Consider the following 16570-nt stretch of genomic DNA (forward strand, 5'->3'; position numbering starts at 1 on the left):
GCGAACGCGACGGGCATGCCGAGCAGCGCCGGCGCGGTCAGCATGCCCAGCAACCACACCTGCGCGGCCGCTGCCAGGCATGACGCGCGGCGGAAGGCGGGCCCTGAGAGAAACATTGCTGTGCAGAGTAGGCGATCAGCGCCCGATTCCGGGGAGCCGCGCTGTGACTGGTGTTACGGATGTTGCACATCCAGGTAACCGATACCGGTGCCGCCGATACGGCCGAGCCACAGCCGGCCGGGGGTTTCCACCACGCCGGTGGCCAGGCCGAAGTCGGAGTGCTGGGTGCGGAGCTGGCTGACCACATGCCCGTCGTCGGGGTCGAAGGCGGCTACCCACACCGTCGACTTGGGGTTGGGCAGCCAGCGGTAGGGCAGCAGCCGCCACATCAGGCTCCGGACGATCGGCGCCCGTGGGCCCAGCCATTCGTTGAGCGGGTTGCGGTCGGAGACCAACGCTACCCAGATCCGGCCGTCCAGGCCGGTCGAGATGTTGTCGGGATAGCCGGGCAGAGCGGTGACCAATGGGGTGATCGTCCCGGCCCGGTCACCGGTCAGCCAGTATTTGGACAACCGGCAGCCGGTGGTCTCGGCGTAGACCAACGCCGACTCGTCGGCGGTCAGCGTCACGCCGTTGGCGAAGTACAGACCGGAAGCCAGCTCGCTGACCGTGCCGTCGGGGTCACGCCGGAACAGCGAGCCGGTCGGGCGTCCTTCGATGACCGAGCCCTTGTAGTGCTCGTAGTGGAACCGGCTTGTCGATTCGGTGAAATAGATTGTGCCATCCGATGATTCGACAACGTTTGAGCAGAAGGTCAGTTTCCGGCCGGCCACCTCGGCGACCAACGTTTCGATCGCTCGAGCGACCGGGTCGTAGCGCAGCAGGCCGAGGTGGCTGTCGCAGATCAGCAGTCGGCCGTCGCGCGCGACCGCCAGGCCCAGCGGTCGCCCGCCGGTGTCGGCGACCACCTGCACCGAACCGCCGTCCGGGCTGATCCGGACGATGCGGCCATCTTCGACGCCGGCCCAGATGTTGCCGTCGGCATCGGCGACGACGTCCTCGGGCGCGGTGCCGGGCACCGCGACCACGTGCAACTCCGCGGTGAAATCGGGTGCCGGTAACGGCCGCGACGGCGGCGGCTGCCACCGGATCGGGTCGATGCCGGGTTTACTCACAAGGTCTCCTTCAGCACGCCGCGCAAGGTGGCTTCGATGGTTTCGAACTCGGCGGGGCCGCTGATCAGCGGCGGTGCGATGACGATCGCCGGGTCACCGCGGTCATCGGTGCGGGTGTACAGCCCAGCCGCGAACAGCGACGCGGCGATGTGCGGCAACAGTTTTGCGGTCTCCGCGCGGGTGAAGGTTTCTCTGGTCGCCTGATCCTTGACGAGTTCGATCGAGTAGAAGTAGCCCTCGCCCCGGACGTCGCCGACGATCGGCAGGTCGTAGAGCCGCTCCAGGGTGGCACGCAATGCCGGAGCCTGGCGCTTGACGTTGTCGTTGAGGCCCTCGCGCTCGAAGATGTCGAGGTTGGCCAGCGCGACGGCGGCCGACACCGGGTGGCCGCCGAAGGTGTAGCCGTGCGGGAACACCGTCGTGCCGTCGTTGAACGGCTCGAACAGCCGGTCGCTGGCGATCATCGCACCGATCGGCGAGTATCCCGACGTCAAACCCTTGGCGCAGGTGATGATGTCGGGCTGATAGCCGAAGTCGGAGCAGGCGAACATCGACCCGATCCGGCCCCAGGCGCAGATCACCTCGTCGGACACCAACAGCACGTCGTAGTGATCGCAGATTTCCCGCACCCGTTCGAAGTAACCCGGCGGCGGCGGTATCGAGCCGCCCGCGTTCTGCACCGGCTCGAGGAACACCGCGGCGACGCTGTCAGGTCCTTCGAATTCGATCGCCTCGGCGATCCGGTCGGCGGCCCACTGCCCGAAGGCTTTGACGTCGGAGCGCAACAGCTCCGGTGCACGGTAGAAATTGGCGTTCGGCACCCGGAAGCCGCCGGGTGTGAGCGGCTCGAACGGCGCCTTGTAGGCGGGCAACCCGGTGATGGCCAGCGCGCCCTGCGGGGTGCCGTGATAGGCGGTCGCACGTGAAATGACTTTGTATTTACCAGGTTTGCCGGTGAGCTTGAAATACTGCTTGGCCAGTTTCCAGGCCGATTCGACCGCCTCGCCGCCACCGCTGGTGAAGAACACCCGGTTCAACTCCCCGGGGGCGTAGCCCGCGATCCGGTTGGCCAACTCGATTGCCGGTGGTGTGGCATACCCCCACAACGGAAAGTAGGCGAGTGTGCCGGCCTGCCGGGCGGCGGCTTGCGCCAGCTCGGCGCGGCCATGTCCGACCTGCACCACGAAAAGCCCCGAGAGTCCGTCGAGGTAACTCTTGCCGGTGTCGTCGAAGATCGTCACGCCTTCACCGCGGGTGATGACCGGCGGCGTGATATCCGGGCCGTGCCGCGCGAAGTGCAGCCAGAGGTGGTCGAACATGGTGATGGTGAGCCTAGCGCTACGCTGACGCCATGACCTCGACGCAGGTCACCGAATTCGAAGCGTTGCGGCCGCATCTCATGTCGGTCGCCTATCGGCTGACCGGTACCGTCGCCGATGCCGAGGACATCGTCCAGGAAGCCTGGCTGCGCTGGGATTCGGCCGGTGCCCGCGGCTCGATCGCCGACTTGCGGGCCTGGCTGACCACCGTGGTGAGCCGGCTCGGGCTGGATCGGTTGCGGTCGGCTGCGCACCGGCGCGAAACGTACACCGGAAACTGGCTGCCCGAGCCGGTGGTGACCGGTTTCGACGGAGCCGATCCGCTGTCTGCCGTGGTGGCACAAGAGGATGCCCGGTTCGTGGCGATGGTTGTGCTGGAACGTCTTTCGCCCGATCAGCGGGTCGCCTTCGTGCTGCACGACGGATTCGCCGTCCCGTTCGCCGAAGTGGCACAAGTGCTCGGAACCAGTGAGACCGCCGCCCGGCAGCTGGCCTCGCGGGCCCGCAAGGCCGTCACCGCTTCGCCGCCACCGGAACCCGACCCGTCGCACAACGAGGTTGTCGGCAAGCTGATGGCCGCGATGGCCGAGGGCGACCTGGACGCCGTGGTGGCGCTATTGCATCCGGACGTGACGTTCACCGGCGATTCGGATGGCAAGGCGCCCACGGCAGTTCAGGTCATCCACGGCGCCGACAAGGTCGTCCGGTTCATGCTCGGGCTTGCCCAGCGCTATGGCCCGTCGATGTACACCGCCTATCAGCTGGGGTTCATCAACGGCGAGCTCGGGATCTACACGGCTGGCCTGCCGGCCAGCGACGGATATCGCGAAATGCTGCCACGGATCATGGCGATGACGGTGCGCGACGGAAGGGTCTGCGCCCTATGGGATATCGCCAATCCCGAGAAATTTACCGGCTCTCCGCTGCGGACTCACCCGTTATCCAAGGAACGCGGCACGCATCACCCGAATTGAAGCCCTGCTCGGTGATGCCCAGCGCGGCGTTCATCCGCGCCCGCATGTTTTCCGTCCCTATCTGATAGGTCAGCTCGATTACGCCGTTCTCGCCGAACCGGGTTCGCAGGTCGGCTACCTGCTCGTCGGTGACGCTGTGCGGATCGGTGGTCATCGCATCGGCATAGGCGATCGCGGCGCGCTCGTCGTCGGTGAAATGTGGTGAAGCGGCGTAGTTCTCGATGTCCTTGATGCGCTCGACGTCCAGTCCGTCGAGCCGCAGCAGCATCGACCCGAAGTCGACGCACCACGAGCAGCCGATGGTGCGCGCAGTCCAGAGCACCGCCAGCTCGCGCACGCTGGTCGGCAATGTGCGTGAGGCCGACCGCAGCATGGTCTCGGAGACGGCGTACGTGACCAGCAGCCGGGGGTGGTGCGCGACGACGGCGAAGGGCTCGGGGACTTCTCCGAAGCGCCGCTTCGTGTAGCGGTACATCGCGCGGATCAGCCAGTGGGCCCGTTGCGGGGGCAGGGGTTCGATGCGGGTTTTCTGTGTCATGTCATTCAGACGGCACAGCCCCCGCGAGTGTGACGCCAGCCGCACGCTCGGCCTCCAGTGTGACGCCAGCGGCACACTCGGCGGACGGGCCACCCTCAGCGGGTGAACATCAGTGCGCGCTTGACCTCTTGGATCGCCTTGGTCACCTCGATACCCCGCGGGCAGGCGTCGGTGCAGTTGAACGTGGTGCGGCAGCGCCAGACGCCGTCGACCTCGTTGAGGATGTCGAGCCGCTCGGCCGCGGCCTCGTCACGGCTGTCGAAGATGAAGCGGTGCGCGTTGACGATGGCCGCCGGACCGTAGTAGCTGCCCTCGTTCCAAAACACCGGGCAGCTGGTGGTGCACGCCGCGCACAGGATGCACTTGGTGGTGTCGTCGTAGCGGGCGCGGTCGGTCTGGCTTTGAATCCGTTCCCGCGTCGGAGGATTACCACTGGTGATCAGGTATGGCTTGACCGCGCGGTAGGCGTCGAAGAACGGCTCCATGTCGACGATCAGGTCCTTTTCCACCGGCAATCCGCGGATCGGCTCGATCGTGATGGTCAACCCTTTTTTGGAGGTGTTCGGCCGGGGCTTACTTGGCAGCAGATCGCGCATCAGCACCTTGCAGGCCAACCGGTTGACGCCGTTGATCCGCATCGCGTCGGAGCCACACACACCGTGCGCGCAGGACCGCCGAAAGGTCAGCGTGCCGTCCAAATAGCTCTTGATGTAGATCAGCAGATTGAGCAGACGGTCGGTCGGCAGGCACGGTACCCGAAAGCTCTGCCAGCCGCCGGAATCGGCGTATTGGTCCGGGTTCTCCGGATTGAACCGGGCAATCCGGAGGGTCACCATCACCGAGCCCTCGGGTATCGCGGGCAATGGCGGGTCACCGGCCGGGGCGGCCTGCACGTCCAAGCTCATCAGTACTTCCGCTCCTTGGGTTCGTATCGGGTCTGCACCACCGGTTTGAAATCCAGCCGGATGTCGCTCAACAGATCGCTGCCCTGTTTGTAGGCCATCGTGTGGCGCATGTAGTTGACGTCGTCACGGTCGGGGTAGTCCTCACGGGCGTGTCCGCCACGAGATTCCTTGCGGTTCAACGCCCCAACGACGGTGACTTCGGCGAGTTCCAGCAGGAAGCCCAGCTCGATCGCCTCCAGCAGATCGCTGTTGAAGCGCTTTCCCTTGTCGTGCACCGAGATTCGCGAATACCGCTCCTTGAGCGCGTGGATATCGGTGAGCGCCTGCTTGAGCGTCTCCTCGGTGCGGAACACCGCGGCATTGTTGTCCATCGTCTGCTGCAGTGCGCCGCGAATATCGGCGACCCGCTCGTTGCCGTGCTCGGACAAGATGTCGCCGACCCAGCCGACCACCATCGCCGCCGGGTCCGGTGGCATGTCGACGAAGTCGTGACCCTTCGCGTAGGCGGCCGCGGCGATGCCGGCACGACGACCAAAGACGTTGATGTCCAACAGCGAATTGGTGCCGAGTCGGTTGGCGCCGTGCACCGATACGCATGCACACTCGCCGGCCGCATACAGACCGGGCACGGTGTTGGTGTTGTCCCGCAGCACCTGGCCGGTAATCGTGGTCGGGATGCCGCCCATGACGTAGTGGCACGTCGGGTAGACCGGAACCAATTCTTTGACCGGGTCCACCCCGAGGTAGGTGCGGGCGAACTCGGTGATGTCGGGCAGCTTGGCGGCCAGCACATCCGCACCGAGATGACGGACGTCGATGTAGACGTAGTCCTTGTGTGGACCGGCCCCGCGGCCCTCGAGCACTTCGCGCACCATCGAGCGGGCGACGATGTCGCGGGGAGCCAGGTCGACGATCGTCGGCGCGTAGCGCTCCATGAAGCGCTCGCCTTCGCCGTTGAGCAGCCGGCCGCCCTCGCCGCGCACCGCCTCCGAGATCAGGATGCCCAGGCCCGCGAGGCCGGTTGGGTGGAATTGGTGAAACTCCATGTCCTCCAACGGAAGTCCCTTGCGGAACACGATGCCAATACCATCGCCGGTCAGCGTGTGCGCGTTCGACGTCGTCTTGTACATCCGGCCCGAACCGCCGGTGGCGAGCACCACGGCCTTGGCGTGAAAGACGTGAATGTGGCCGGTGGCCAGCTCGTAGGCGACCACGCCGGTAGCCACCGGGCCCTTCGGGGTCTCGGTGAGCACCAGGTCAAGAGCGTAGAACTCGTTGAAGAACTCGACGTCGTGCTTGACGCAGTTCTGGTACAGCGTCTGCAGAATCATGTGGCCGGTACGGTCTGCGGCGTAACAGGATCGGCGCACCGGGGCCTTGCCGTGGTCGCGGGTGTGCCCGCCGAAGCGGCGCTGGTCGATGCGGCCTTCCGGCGTCCGGTTGAACGGCATGCCCATCTTTTCCAGATCGAGCACCGCGTCGATGGCTTCCTTGCACATGACCTCGACGGCGTCCTGGTCGGCGAGATAGTCGCCGCCCTTGACGGTGTCGAAAGTGTGCCACTCCCAGTTGTCGTCCTCTACGTTGGCCAGCGCCGCGCACATGCCGCCCTGGGCCGCGCCGGTGTGGCTGCGGGTCGGGTACAGCTTCGTCAGAACCGCTGTGCGCACCCGGGGCCCGGCCTCCACGGCGGCGCGCATCCCGGCGCCGCCGGCACCGACGATCACCACGTCGTATCGGTGTTCGCTAAGCACTGGTCAGGCTCCGATGTTCGGGTCGAACGTCAGCAGCACATAGGTGCCCAGCACCAACGTGAAGGCCATCGACAACGCCAGCAGGGTGTTCAGCCAGAAACGGGTGGAATCCTTGCGGCTGTAGTCGTCGATGATGGTGCGAAGGCCGTTGCCGCCGTGCAACTGTGCCAGCCAAAGCAGCAGCAGATCCCAGGTCTGCCAGAACGGCGAGTGCCAGCGCTGCGCAACGTAGTTGAAGTCGATGCGATAGACGCCGTCCTGCCACATCAGCATCACGAACAGATGCCCGAGGGCCAGGAACACCAGCACGATGCCGGAGAACCGCATGAACAGCCAGGCGTACTTCTCGAAGTTGGGCATACCGGCGCGTCGGCGCGGCGATCGCGGGTTGTCCAGACTGGCCGGACGGTCGTGGCTGCGCTGCCGGACCGGAGCGATCTGCCCGCGGCCGAGCTGAAGATCGGGGGAGCTCATCGGAAGTGCCCGATCATGTGGATCGCCACGACGACTCCCGCCGGGACCATCACCAACAGCCAGACGATGCCGATCGTCCACAGCATCAGCCGCTGGTAGCGCGGGCCCTGTGCCCAGAAGTCGATCAGTATGACGCGGATGCCGTTGAGCGCGTGGTAAAGCACCGCGGCCACCAGCCCGAGCTCCATCAGGCCCACGATCGGTGTCTTGTAGGTCGCGATGACTTCGTCGTAGGCCTGCGGGCTGATCCGGACCAGCGCGGTGTCCAGCACGTGGATGAACAGGAAGAAGAAGACGGTCGCTCCGGTGATGCGGTGCAGCACCCATGACCACATTCCCGGATCGCCCCGGTAGAGGGTGCGGCGTAGGCGCCGTAGGCCCGATGATCCCTCCGGCGTAGCCGGATTCGCAGATGTCGTCGTCGTCATCAGCGTCTCCACTCTCGTAGCGACAAGCTACGCACTTCCGTTACTGCAGTGGGCTACTAAATTTAGCCCTATTCTCCCAGCCGATTAGCCCCATTCTTGCGGCCGAATCAAGCACTTCGTGTCCGCCGACGCTTTTGCACGCGCAGAATCTAGGCTGGCCTTGTGAATTAGCCAACAGTGAGTGGGGTAGTCGGATGCATTGCAGCTATGTGCGGTACGGGGATCGTGGCCGACGCGATTGACTGGAACTCGCTGCGGGACAAAGCAATCCACGCAGCACGCGGGGCGTATGCGCCGTACTCGGGGTTCCCGGTGGGCGCAGCCGCGTTGGTCGACGACGGCCGGATCATCACCGGCTGCAATGTGGAGAATGTCTCATATGGCCTAGGTCTCTGCGCCGAGTGCGCGGTGGTGTGCGCCCTGCATTCGACGGGTGGCGGCAGGCTGCGCGCACTGGTCTGCGTTGACGGCGGCGGCGCACTGCTGATGCCGTGCGGCCGTTGCCGTCAGGTGCTGTTGGAGCACGGTGGGCCGGATCTGCTCATCGACCACCCCGAGGGGCCGCGACGGCTAGGGGTCTTGCTGCCCGACGCCTTCGGTCCGGACGACATCGCCGCTTACCAACGGGGCCGCGGGTGAACTTCGATGCGCCGACGGTGATCAGAACCAAACGCGACGGCGGCCGGCTGTCGGACGCCGCGATCGACTGGGTCATCGGCGCTTACACCGACGGGCAGGTCGCCGACGAGCAGATGTCGGCGCTGCTGATGGCGGTGTTCCTGCGCGGCATGGACTACGGCGAGACCGCGCGCTGGACGGCGGCCATGGTGGCGTCCGGTGAGCGGATGGACTTCACCGACCTGCGCCGCGACGGCAGACCGTGCAAGACCGTCGACAAACATTCCACCGGCGGGGTGGGGGACAAGATCACGCTGCCGCTGGTGTCGGTGATCGCCGCGTGCGGAGGCGCGGTGCCACAGGCCTCCGGCCGCGGGCTCGGGCACACCGGCGGCACCCTGGACAAGCTGGAGTCGATCGCCGGTTTCACCGCAGTGTTGACCAATGCGCAAGTGCGACAACAACTTTGCGATATCGGCGCGGCCATCTTCGCGGCCGGTCAGCTGGCCCCGGCCGACGCGAAACTCTATGCGCTGCGCGACATCACGGCCACCGTCGAATCCCTGCCGCTGATCGCGAGTTCGGTGATGAGTAAGAAGATCGCCGAGGGGGCTGGCGCGTTGGTGCTCGACGTCAAGGTCGGCTCGGGTGCGCTGGTGCAGTCGGAGTCACGGTGTCGCGAATTGGCCGAAACGATGGTGGCCCTCGGCGCGGAACACGGGCTGCCGACCTGTGCGGTGCTGACCGACATGAATGGCCCGCTCGGTGCGGCTGTCGGCAACGCGCTCGAGGTCGCCGAAGCGCTGGACGTACTGGCCGGCGGCGGCCCACCGGACGTGGTCGGGCTGACCGTGGGCCTGGCCCGCGAGATGCTGGAGATCGCCGGGATCGACCGGCGCGACCCGGAACAGACATTGCGCGACGGGACTGCGATGGACCGATTCCGCGCACTGATCGCCGCACAGGGCGGGGACTTGTCCATACCGTTGCCGGTTGGTAAGTACTCCGAAACCGTCACCGCCGCCCGAGGCGGCACAATGGGCGATATCGACGCAATGGCAGTGGGGCTGGCGGTGTGGCGGCTCGGAGCGGGCAGGTCCGGTCCGGGTGAGAAAGTCCAGCCCGGGGCCGGGATTGCGATCCACCGGCGCCCCGGAAGTCCAGTGGCGGCCGGCGAGTCGCTGTTCACGCTCTACACCGATACCCCGCAGCGCTTCGCGGCGGCGATGGCTGAACTGGACGCGGGTTTCACAGTCACCGATACGCCGCCGGTCGCAAGGCCACTGATCATCGATCGGGTCACCTGATGACGACGCCGCTGAATCTGGAGACGATCAAGCGGGCGCCGAAGGCGCTGCTGCACGACCATCTCGACGGCGGCCTGCGCCCGGTCACCGTCATCGACATCGCCGGCCAGACCGGCTACGACGGCCTGCCGACCACCGACGCCGATGAACTCGCGCAGTGGTTTCGCACCGCGTCACACAGTGGCTCGCTGGAGCGCTACCTCGAACCGTTCTCGCACACTGTCGCGGTGATGCAGACGCCGGAGGCGCTGCACCGGGTGGCCTTTGAATGCGTGGAAGATCTGGCCGCCGACTCGGTGGTCTACGCCGAGGTGCGGTTCGCCCCCGAGTTGCACATCAACCGCGGTTTATCGTTCGACGCCGTCACCGACGCGGTGCTTGCCGGTTTCGTCGACGGCGAGAAAGCGGCAGCCGCGGCAGGGCGCCCGATCGTGGTGCGGTGCCTGGTCACTGCGATGCGGCACGCCGCGGTGTCCCGCGAGATCGCCGAGCTGGCAATCCGGTTCCGCGACAAGGGCGTGGTCGGGTTCGACATCGCCGGCGCGGAGGCCGGCTACCCCCCGACCCGGCACCTGGATGCTTTCGAGTACATGCGAAACAACAACGCCCGCTTCACGATTCACGCGGGTGAGGCGTTCGGGCTGCCGTCCATTCAGGAGGCAATCGCATTCTGCGGCGCCGACCGGCTGGGTCACGGAGTCCGCATCGTCGACGACATCGACGTCGCCGAGGACGGCGAAGTACGACTCGGCTTGCTCGCATCGATCCTGCGGGACAAGCGGATTCCGCTCGAGATGTGTCCGAGCTCCAACGTGCAGACCGGCGCGGTGGCCAGCATCGCCGAGCATCCGTTCGATCTGCTGGCCCGCACGCGATTCCGGGTCACGGTCAACACCGACAACCGCTTGATGAGCGACACCACGATGACTCGCGAGATGGCCCATCTCGTCGACGCGTTCGGCTACGGCTGGAGCGACCTGCTGCGGTTCACGGTCAACGCGATGAAGTCCGCGTTCATCCCGTTCGACGAGCGACTGGCGATCATCGACGAGGTGATCAAGCCGCGCTACGCGGTGCTGGTCGGCTGAGACGCCGCTACATGACAACGTGGCCGGCGTCGACCGGCACGACTATGCCCGTGACGTAGCGGGCCCGCGGGCTGACCAGCCAGAGCACCGCCTCGGTGACGTCTTGCGGCTCGACCAGTGGCACGTCGGGCAGCAGCATCTGCGAGACGGCCGGGTTGGGATTCGCGGTCATCCCGTTGATGACGAAGTCGTTGATGATCATCGGTGTCGCGACACCACTGGGGTTGACCGAGTTGACCCGAATCTTGTGTGGCGCATACGCGTTCGCCGCTGATCGCATCAGGCCCACCACCCCGTGCTTGGACGCGGCGTAGGCGAACATCGCGGCGCTGCCGTCACCGCCGCGACCGATCAAGCCTTGCGACGAGCTGATCAAGACGACCGATCCGCCCCTGCCCTTGCGGATGATGGACGGCACCGTCGCCAACATCGTGTGCCACACACCCTTGAGGTTGGTGTCGACGATGGTGGTGAACACCGGTTCGGCGCGTATCTCCGGGTCGCCGATCGCCACCACTCCGGCATTGGCGATGACGATGTCGATGTCGCCGAGGTCGTCGATGCCGGCCTGCACGCCGGCCTCCAACGCGGCGAGGTCTCGGACGTCGGCGATGACGGGCGCCACCTTGCGGCCGGCATCTCGCACCAGCTGTGCGGTGGTGTCGAGATCGGATTTGGTCGCCAGCGGGTAGGGGATCGCGTCGATATCGGCGCAGATATCGACCGCGATGATGTCGGCGCCCTGCTTGGCCAGTGCGACGGCGTGGCTGCGGCCCTGTCCGCGCGCCGCGCCGGTGATGACGGCGACGGTGTTGTCGAGTTCACCCATGACGGGAAACGTACCTGGCGATTCGACCCAAACCGACCGAGACGCCGGACAGGTCTGCCACGATTCCAGGGTGGTTCGATATGAGCGCCGGCCGTGACGAAGATCCCAGCGACGCTGGGATTGAGGAGCGGGCGATATGAGCGATAGTGGCCGCGAGATCACCAACCTGATTTACCGCTACGCGGAACTCATGGATGCCGGCGACATGGACGGGGTGGCCGAGCTGTTCGCGCACGGGCGCATCTGCGGCGTCGAGAACGGTCCACCGGAGACGGTGTTCAGCGGAACCGCAGGGGTGCGAGGGATGTATGACATGGCCGTCCGGATCTACCAGGACGGCACCCCGAAGACCAGACACAACACCAGCAATGTGCAGCTCGAGATCGACGAGGCCGAGGGCACCGCGTCGAGCAGGTCCTACTACTGCGTCACGCAGGCGACGCCGCAATTGCCGTTGCAGGTGATCGTGACCGGGCACTACAAAGACACGTTTCATCGGCGGGACGGCGTCTGGTGGTTCGACAGTCGCACCATGTTCATCGACCAGCTCGGCGACGTCAGTCAGCACCTGAAGTTCTGAGCTATTCGCGCCGCAGGCGCGACTCCACGAAACGCTCCAGGTCCTCGTACGCCTGCACGGCTTTGGCGTACGGCGGCCTCGGCGCGCTCACCGAGTCGGGGTCGAGGACGTGGGCCACCAGCTTGCCCAACGGCTGGTCGGTCTCTAGCGCCTCGTCGACGGTGTTCTCCTCGGCGTAGTCCCCGACATCGCGAAGGAACTCGACGGCAAGATCCAGCTGCTCACGATCCACCTCGTCCGGCCCGTGCGCGAGGTCGTCGGCCAACCCGGTCAGCACGTAGACGTTGTCGTCGGTGATATCGACGTGCAGCGAGCCATCGGTGGCGGCCGTGCGGATGTCGGCATAGGTGCTCAGGTCGGACAAATCGTGGTCGTGTTCATCGGCGAGGTATCGGGCCAGGGCTCGCTCCGAGCTGAACACGCTGATTCGTCCGTTGCGGCCCAAGAAGATTGGACGATCGTCGAAGTAGCAACGCAGCGAGTAGAACGTGCCCGCGCTGGTCATGATCCGGATCGGGTCGATGCCGACCTTCACCCAGAAGTCCTCGTCGCCGCCGAGCACCACGTCGTCGCCGGCGACCCGGCCCGACGCGTCGTCTTGCACCGCGGTCTCGGCTTCGTCGTCAGCCGTCTCCGATTCGTCGGGGGTCTCGAGCTCTTCTTCTTCGACCGGTTCGGCCAGTTCGGCCGCGGCGGCGTCCGACACCGCGCTGTCCACATCGGGGATGCTCACGATCTCGTCGACGGCGCTGAGCACGTCGTCCCAGCTACGCCCGACGACATCGGCGATGGCATGCCACCGCTTGAGCCCGGCCTTGCCGGTGAAATGGTCGATCCCGCCGCTCAGCGTGCCCAGCGTCGGGTTGCCGTTGAAGAACTTCATCACCGCCGGCAGCTCGCACACCGACCCGATCGACGAGACGATCATCAGCGCGTTGGCCAGTGTCTCCAGCGAGTCGGCGGTCGGCTTGTCCGAAACCACGTCTTCGACTGCAACCAGGTCGAAGTGCTTGTCGTCGGCGGGCTCGAGCTTGTGGGCGTTGGCCTCGGTCAGTGCTTTCCACGCCGGGTGGTCGACGAGGTCGTTGTCGGTGTTGGTGCGCACGAACGCGACCAGGTCGGCAGGTGTCTCAAAGATGTAGAGGTCTTCGTCGCGGCCCAGAAAGGCCTCCCACTCGTCGCCGGCGTCGCGCCAGCGGGGCGCCCACACGGTGTAGCGGTCACCGTCGGTCAGGCTCAAGCGGATTGGCACAAGGTCAGCAGCCATGCGGCAAACAATAGCGACGACCGCCCGCCGGACCGGGGTCAGGCACCCCAGATGTCGGTGATGGCGGGTGCCGTTGTGGCGTAGCCGAGCTTGGGCAGGCCGTACATCTGCTCGAGGGTGGACAGCACGTTGTAGTGGCTGATCGGCTCGTTGTAGGTACCGGGTCGGACGTTCGCGCCGTAGAACACCGTCGGAATCTGGTTACGGGAGGCGTTGTCGTCCTCGTCCCAGGTCAGGATCAGCAGGCTGTTGTTGGCCTTCGCCCACGCGGCGTACTGCGACAAGTTCTGATAGAGCCACTGATCGCCCTGAGCGATCGAACCGTCGTGCATGTCGTCGTCGAGGTTTGGGATGACCATCGAGACGGTCGGCAGGCCGGCATAGTTCGCTCGCGCCGGAAACGCGGAGAACGGCAGCGAGCGCGAGCTCGGGATATTGGTGAAGCTGGCCCACGGCACATGCTTCCGCGCGTATTTGCCCGCCCTGCAGTCTTCCGAGCCGGGTGCGGGCAGGCTTTCCGCAAAGCCCACGAAGCTGTAGCCGGCCCCGAGTAGTTGCGAGCCGAGATTGGGTTCGTTGCCGGCGTTGACCGGACAGACGTTGTCCTTGACCAGTGTGTTGCCGGCGAACAACGCGTAGTAGTTGGGTTCGCTGGGATGCACCTCGGCGAAGGACTGCGCCATCATGGCGCCGTTGGCGGCCAGCTGGTTGATGAAGGGCGCCGCCTTGTTCCCGATGATGTTCGACTGCGAGCGGTTCTCTTCCACCACGACGACGATGTGGGCGGGAGTCGGGACTGCGGCCGCCCTGAAGTCCACCGGATCGGTTTGGTGGCCCCGATCAGCTGACGGCCACGACATCAACACGGTAGAAACGGCCAGCACGCCGAATAGGCTGACCGCGCGATGTCGTTTGCCCTTTCGCCATGGTCGGCGCCGCATGGCCGGAGTATATGGGTCTGGCTCCCACTCGTTGGTCCACCAGTATGCGTGTCGAGTTAAGAAGCGCGACGGCTAAATTTGCAATTTTCGCTACGGCGGGTGCCCTAACGCGCCATGATGTTTGCCGATCGCCGGGTGGGACCAGTCAAACGTGGTCTGTGGCCGCGATACCGGCTGGCGGTTTGGTCTGGGAGGTCACGATGTCCGAGTTGAGATTGCGTTCGCCGGGTTATGTGGTGCTGGCGATGATCTGCGCCGCCGTCATAGTCCTGACGTTGACAATGACGTCGGTGTTCATGTCCGGGGTGAAGGCGATCATCGCCGAGGCGAAGCTGCTGGCCAACGACGTCGCCTTGATCATGGGCGGCACCGGTAACCCGATACCCGACCAGGAATACGTTGGCGATGTTGAATCGCTCTACCTCAGCCAGTTCAGCAACTACACCCCCGAAGTAGTGCATACCCCGGAGCAGTTCTGCCCGGTCGTCTGCAATCCCGCCGAGCCTGATCTGACTTTCGGCCAGTCAGTCGACCAGGGCGTGGTTGACCTCAACAACGCAATCGACGCGGCATTCCAGGGCGGAGCAACCAACGTCGCGGTGCTGGGCTACTCGCAAAGTGCCACGGTGGCCACCGTCGAGATGAACAACCTGCTCAACAGCGCCTCACCCGGTGAGCTGAGCCATTTGAACTTCGTGTTGCTCGGGGACCCCAATAGCCCGATCGGCGGGATCCTGGACCGCTTCCAATTCCCCGACGGCGTCGGCGCCTTCAGCTTGAGCCCAGAGCCCCAACACGTTCCATTCCTCGACATTCCGCTGAGCCTGGGAACCACGCCGACCACCGGGATTGCCAGCGACATCTACACCGCCGAATACGACGGCTGGGCCAACTTCCCCGAGGACCCCAGCAACATCCTCGCCGACATCAACGCGCTCGTCGGCATCCAGACGGTCCACCCGACCTATCCGGAACTGCCTCCGCCTCCCGGGACGCAGTTCATCGACCTCGGTACCATCGGTCAGGCCCACTTCTACGACATTTCCGAAAAGCTGCCGATCTTGTCGTGGATGACCGGCCCTGCGGGCCAGTTCTTCTACGACGCCTTCGCCCCGTCGACGTCGCTGGGCATCGACTGGTCCTACGGCAACCCCGGCGACCCCGGCGCCGGCATCCCCGTCGACGGGGTCAACCCAATCGGTGTCGCTGGCCCCTGGCAGGTTGATGCAACCGGCCAGCTGGTGGCTTCCGGCGTCGACGGGTTCATCCCGAAGATGGATCCGCTGCAGATGCTGGCCGGCATGGAGTATGCCGGGGTGCAGACGTTCGTCGGGCCGATCAACGACCTGCTGAAGGATGCCGGGCAGCCGCTGTTGTCGACGTCGGCGTTCCTTTCCGGCTATGAGGCCACCAACGCGCTGGACGCGTCGCTGCTCACCGAGTGGTCGGCCCTGACGGCGAGCATCCCGTCGCTCGGCCCGGACGCCATCTTGGATGGGGCGCCGCTGATCTCCGGGCAGCCGCTGATCGACCTCGTCGGTTACGGCTTCGACGTCTTCAACTTCTTCGGCGCCTAATTCGCGGGGGCGCGGTGTCACATCAGCCACTGCTGCAACTGCTTCCGGGTATGCACCACTTCTCGGAAACGAGGCGCATGTGATATCACCAGTTGCTCGCCGGCAGAGCGTTATCCCCTGCGCTATCAGGTCAGAGACGGCCTTGCCGGCGCTCCCGTAGGGTCATGCTCTGTGGATGTGCGTGTCGTAGATCACCCGCTGGCCGCGGCGCGACTGACCATGCTGCGCGACGAGCGCACCGAGAATACGGCGTTTCGCGCCGCACTGCGCGATCTGACTCTGATGCTGGTCTACGAAGCGACCTGTGACGCCCCCACCCAGACGGTCAGCGTGCGTACGCCGCTGGCCGAGACGGCCGGCACCCGGTTGGCGAAACCACCTCTGCTAGTGGCGGTTTTGCGGGCCGGGCTGGGCATGGTCGATCCGGCGAACGCGCTGCTCCCGGAGGCGTCGGTGGGTTTCGTCGGCGTGGCCCGCGACGAGGAAACCGCTTTGCCCACACCGTATTTGGAGTCGCTGCCGGACGATCTGCATGGTCAGCCGGTGATTGTCCTCGACCCGATGTTGGCCACCGGCGGTTCGATGACGCATACCATCGACCTGTTACACCGCCGCGGCGCCGACGACATCACCGTGCTCTGTGTGGTAGCCGCACCGGAAGGCATTGCGGCACTGGAGAAAACAGCGCCGCAGGCCCGGTTGTTCACTGCGGCCATCGACGATGGGCTCAACGATGTGGCCTACATCGTCCCCGGTCTCGGCGACGCCGGCGACCGCCAATTCGGACCGCGCTGAA

At 65.6% G+C, this 16570-nt stretch carries 17 protein-coding genes; 7 read left to right on the forward strand and 10 right to left on the reverse strand.

Annotated features, from left to right (window positions below; translation table 11 throughout):
* Nucleotides 1-173: 173 nt before the first annotated feature.
* Nucleotides 174-1175, reverse strand: coding sequence for an SMP-30/gluconolactonase/LRE family protein (locus VGH54_RS25730; protein ID WP_331514960.1), 1002 nt, complete (start codon nt 1173-1175; stop codon nt 174-176).
* Nucleotides 1172-2494, reverse strand: a complete 1323-nt coding sequence (locus VGH54_RS25735; RefSeq protein WP_331514961.1) for an aspartate aminotransferase family protein — start codon at nt 2492-2494, stop codon at nt 1172-1174. Before VGH54_RS25735 ends, VGH54_RS25730 begins: the two co-directional genes overlap by 4 nt.
* Nucleotides 2495-2526: 32 nt before the next feature.
* Here VGH54_RS25735 and VGH54_RS25740 point away from each other — a divergent pair, with 32 nt between their 5' ends.
* Complete coding sequence (locus VGH54_RS25740) at nt 2527-3468, forward strand: sigma-70 family RNA polymerase sigma factor (RefSeq protein ID WP_331514962.1); 942 nt, start codon at nt 2527-2529, stop codon at nt 3466-3468.
* Here the strand turns inward: VGH54_RS25740 and VGH54_RS25745 are convergent.
* From VGH54_RS25745 to sdhC, 5 genes are all read right to left on the reverse strand, one after another.
* Entirely contained in the window at nt 3404-4006 is a 603-nt protein-coding gene (locus tag VGH54_RS25745) for a carboxymuconolactone decarboxylase family protein (protein WP_414688804.1), read from the reverse strand. The genes VGH54_RS25740 and VGH54_RS25745 overlap by 65 nt on opposite strands.
* 95 nt (nt 4007-4101) lie before the next feature.
* A complete protein-coding gene (locus VGH54_RS25750; protein WP_331514963.1) occupies nt 4102-4911 on the reverse strand; it encodes a succinate dehydrogenase iron-sulfur subunit in 810 nt (269 codons plus the stop codon).
* On the reverse strand, nt 4911-6665 hold the full coding sequence (gene sdhA / locus VGH54_RS25755; protein WP_331514964.1) for a succinate dehydrogenase flavoprotein subunit: 1755 nt from the start codon (nt 6663-6665) through the stop codon (nt 4911-4913). The genes VGH54_RS25750 and sdhA overlap by 1 nt, the downstream gene beginning before the upstream one ends.
* 3 nt (nt 6666-6668) lie before the next feature.
* Nucleotides 6669-7139, reverse strand: a complete 471-nt coding sequence (locus tag VGH54_RS25760) for a succinate dehydrogenase hydrophobic membrane anchor subunit (RefSeq protein ID WP_331514965.1) — start codon at nt 7137-7139, stop codon at nt 6669-6671.
* A complete protein-coding gene (gene sdhC, locus VGH54_RS25765) occupies nt 7136-7474 on the reverse strand; it encodes a succinate dehydrogenase, cytochrome b556 subunit (RefSeq protein ID WP_331514992.1) in 339 nt (112 codons plus the stop codon). Before sdhC ends, VGH54_RS25760 begins: the two co-directional genes overlap by 4 nt.
* A 330-nt stretch (nt 7475-7804) precedes the next feature.
* Between sdhC and VGH54_RS25770 the strand changes: the two genes are divergently transcribed.
* The 3 genes from VGH54_RS25770 to VGH54_RS25780 are packed head-to-tail and all read left to right on the forward strand — an operon-like array spanning nt 7805 to nt 10580.
* Nucleotides 7805-8206 (forward strand): cytidine deaminase, encoded by a 402-nt coding sequence (locus VGH54_RS25770; protein WP_414688805.1) that lies wholly within the window; start codon nt 7805-7807, stop codon nt 8204-8206.
* Entirely contained in the window at nt 8203-9492 is a 1290-nt protein-coding gene (locus tag VGH54_RS25775) for a thymidine phosphorylase (RefSeq protein WP_331514967.1), read from the forward strand. Before VGH54_RS25770 ends, VGH54_RS25775 begins: the two co-directional genes overlap by 4 nt.
* Nucleotides 9492-10580, forward strand: coding sequence for an adenosine deaminase (locus VGH54_RS25780; protein ID WP_331514968.1), 1089 nt, complete (start codon nt 9492-9494; stop codon nt 10578-10580). Before VGH54_RS25775 ends, VGH54_RS25780 begins: the two co-directional genes overlap by 1 nt.
* Before the next feature lie 7 nt (nt 10581-10587).
* On the opposite strand, the gene VGH54_RS25785 is transcribed toward VGH54_RS25780, so the two are convergent.
* Complete coding sequence (locus VGH54_RS25785) at nt 10588-11409, reverse strand: mycofactocin-coupled SDR family oxidoreductase (RefSeq protein WP_331514969.1); 822 nt, start codon at nt 11407-11409, stop codon at nt 10588-10590.
* 136 nt (nt 11410-11545) lie between these two features.
* Between VGH54_RS25785 and VGH54_RS25790 the strand changes: the two genes are divergently transcribed.
* A complete protein-coding gene (locus VGH54_RS25790) occupies nt 11546-11989 on the forward strand; it encodes a nuclear transport factor 2 family protein (RefSeq protein WP_331514970.1) in 444 nt (147 codons plus the stop codon).
* Between the two features lies 1 nt (nt 11990).
* Here VGH54_RS25790 and VGH54_RS25795 read toward each other — a convergent pair whose 3' ends face one another.
* Together VGH54_RS25795 and VGH54_RS25800 are read right to left on the reverse strand one after the other, a co-directional pair.
* Nucleotides 11991-13256 (reverse strand): primosomal protein, encoded by a 1266-nt coding sequence (locus VGH54_RS25795; RefSeq protein WP_331514971.1) that lies wholly within the window; start codon nt 13254-13256, stop codon nt 11991-11993.
* A 38-nt stretch (nt 13257-13294) separates the two neighbouring features.
* Entirely contained in the window at nt 13295-14116 is an 822-nt protein-coding gene (locus VGH54_RS25800; RefSeq protein ID WP_331514993.1) for an alkaline phosphatase family protein, read from the reverse strand.
* A gap of 281 nt (nt 14117-14397) precedes the next feature.
* Here VGH54_RS25800 and VGH54_RS25805 point away from each other — a divergent pair, with 281 nt between their 5' ends.
* Both VGH54_RS25805 and upp read left to right on the forward strand, forming a co-directional pair.
* Nucleotides 14398-15774: a PE-PPE domain-containing protein gene (locus VGH54_RS25805; RefSeq protein ID WP_331514972.1), complete on the forward strand. Its 1377-nt coding sequence runs from the start codon at nt 14398-14400 to the stop codon at nt 15772-15774.
* A gap of 171 nt (nt 15775-15945) precedes the next feature.
* Nucleotides 15946-16569 (forward strand): uracil phosphoribosyltransferase, encoded by a 624-nt coding sequence (gene upp, locus VGH54_RS25810; protein WP_331514973.1) that lies wholly within the window; start codon nt 15946-15948, stop codon nt 16567-16569.
* The last annotated feature ends 1 nt before the right edge of the window (nt 16570 follow it).

Source organism: Mycobacterium sp., assembly GCF_036488105.1.
Taxonomy (GTDB): Bacteria; Actinomycetota; Actinomycetes; order Mycobacteriales; family Mycobacteriaceae; genus Mycobacterium.